The organism is Streptomyces boncukensis (assembly GCF_011045075.1).
Lineage (GTDB): Bacteria > Actinomycetota > Actinomycetes > Streptomycetales > Streptomycetaceae > Streptomyces > Streptomyces boncukensis.
The window spans coordinates 1-1,952 of the sequence record NZ_JAAKZZ010000855.1; the positions used below are offsets into that span (position 1 = coordinate 1).

The window sequence follows — 1,952 nt, forward strand, 5'->3', positions numbered from 1 at the left end:
GCCCCGGGGGACCACCATCGAGAGGACCTGCGGGAGGGGATACCAGTCCGCCGTCAGCACGCTCGCGTGGCCCGCGGCCAGCCGCCGTACCCGCTCCCGGGCCGCGCCCTCGTCCGGGTTCGTGCCGTCGATCGCCGGGGGCACCCGGTGGGCGTCCGTCATCACCACCAGATAGCCCCGCTTGTGGTACCAGGAGGTGTCGATGCCGCCACCGGCGTCCAGATAGGCGGACGCGTCCCCGTCGAACACGACGAACCACGGGCGGATGGCGGGGTCCGCGTAGCGCGACTCCCTCGGGTCCCCGGCCTCCGCGCGGTGCACCGCGGGGAACGCGCCCGCCTCGCCGAGCCGCCCCTCGGCCGCGAGGTCCGCCAGATGGGTGCCGTACTCGCGGTCGGTCCACAGGTCGTCGACCGGGTTGCCCTCCTCCACGGTGCCGGGGATCAGCTCGACCAGGAACTTCCCGGCGAGCGCGTCCCGCGAGGGCCAGCCGTCGGCCCGGACGGCGGCGTCGAGGGTGGCGTGCCGCCCGGCGGTCAGGTCGGCCGGGCGGAAGAGGGCGTCCCCCAGCTTCTCGGTGAGCAGCGCGTCCAGGTCGGCGGGGCCACGCCCGGACTTCGCGTAGAAGCCGTCCTTCATCTCGACCTTGAGGAGGACCGGCCGGTGCCCGGGGTTCGCGTCGTGCCAGGCACGCATGTCGGCCAGGCAGCCGTCGAGCCGCTGGTTGCGGGGCTTGCTGCGCAGCTCGGCGGGGGAGGAGGCGTTCTCGCAGTTGTTGTCGTTGCCCAGCGGGTTGGAGTGCGAGACCCGCCAGCCGCTGCCGAACACATTGGTCCACACGTCGAGTTCGAGCAGCGCGGCACCGGAGTCCAGCGCGTCCGCGAAGTAGCGGTAGGTGTCCTTCTCGTAGGAGTTGTGGACGCCCACGCCCGTGGTGGTGCCGTACGACGGGGCCGCGGTGTCGGCGTGCGCCTGGGCGGCGGGGAGCGCCGCGGTGAGCAGGGCGGTCGCCGCCGCGGCCGTGGCCAGCCGGGTTCCGTTCATGGGGGGCTACCTCTGATACGGGAGGGGTCAAAGGGGCCTCAGCGTACGGCTGTTCGGCTGGGACCGGTATGGCGCGGGTTCTGCCGCGAGCGTTGACACGCAAGTTGTTCGATTCTATTTTCCGTTCGGAAATACGAGCGTTGCACGAAATTCCGAACAGTCGAACGGAAGGGCCCGATGCCGCCACCCCCCATCACCCGCCGACGGCTGCTCGGCGGCGCCGCCGGACTGGGCACCGCCGGGCTGGGCGCCGCCGGACTGGGCGCCACGGCCGCGGGCTGCGCGGCCCCGTCCTCGGTGTCCCCGGACCGGACCCGGCTGCGCTACTGGCACCTGTTCGGTGGCGGCGACGGCGTGAACATGCGGGCCATGCTGGACCGGTTCGCCCGCGAGCACCCCCGCATCGGCATGGAGACCGCGCAGCTGGAGTGGGGCTCCCCGTACTACACCAAGCTCGGCATGGCGGGCGCCGGCGGGCGCGCCCCCGAGGTCGCCGTGCTGCACCTGGCCCGGCTCCCCGGCTTCGCCCCTGGCCGCCTGCTCGACCCCTTCGACCTCGGCCTGCTCGCCGAACACGGGGTGCGCCCCGCCGACTTCCCCCGGAACATCTGGCGCCGGGGCGCGGCCGGCGGGCGGCAGTACGCCGTACCGCTGGACACCCACCCCATGGTGCTCTACTACCACACCGGCATCTGCGAGAAGGCCGGACTCCTGGACGCCGACGGCACGCTGCGGCCCCTGCGCGGCACCGGCGAGTTCACCCGGGCGCTGCGCGCCGTCACCCGTGTGACGAAGAAGCCCGCGCTGGTCGCCGAGACCCTCGGGTCCGACGCCATCGGCCCCTGGCGGATCTTCGCCACCTGCTACGCGCAGCGCCTTGGCGTCGTCGACGGCGAGGCGGGTGGCGG

General features: G+C 73.6%; 2 protein-coding genes. One reads left to right on the plus strand and one right to left on the minus strand.

The features are described from left to right. Positions 1-1,044, minus strand: a 1,044-nt coding sequence (locus G5C65_RS36365; RefSeq protein ID WP_165303320.1) for a phosphatidylinositol-specific phospholipase C domain-containing protein, incomplete at its 3' end; no start/stop codon positions are given. A 177-nt stretch (positions 1,045-1,221) separates the two neighbouring features. Between G5C65_RS36365 and G5C65_RS36370 the strand changes: the two genes are divergently transcribed. Then, a partial coding sequence (locus tag G5C65_RS36370; protein WP_165303321.1) for an extracellular solute-binding protein occupies positions 1,222-1,952 on the plus strand: 731 nt, incomplete at its 3' end.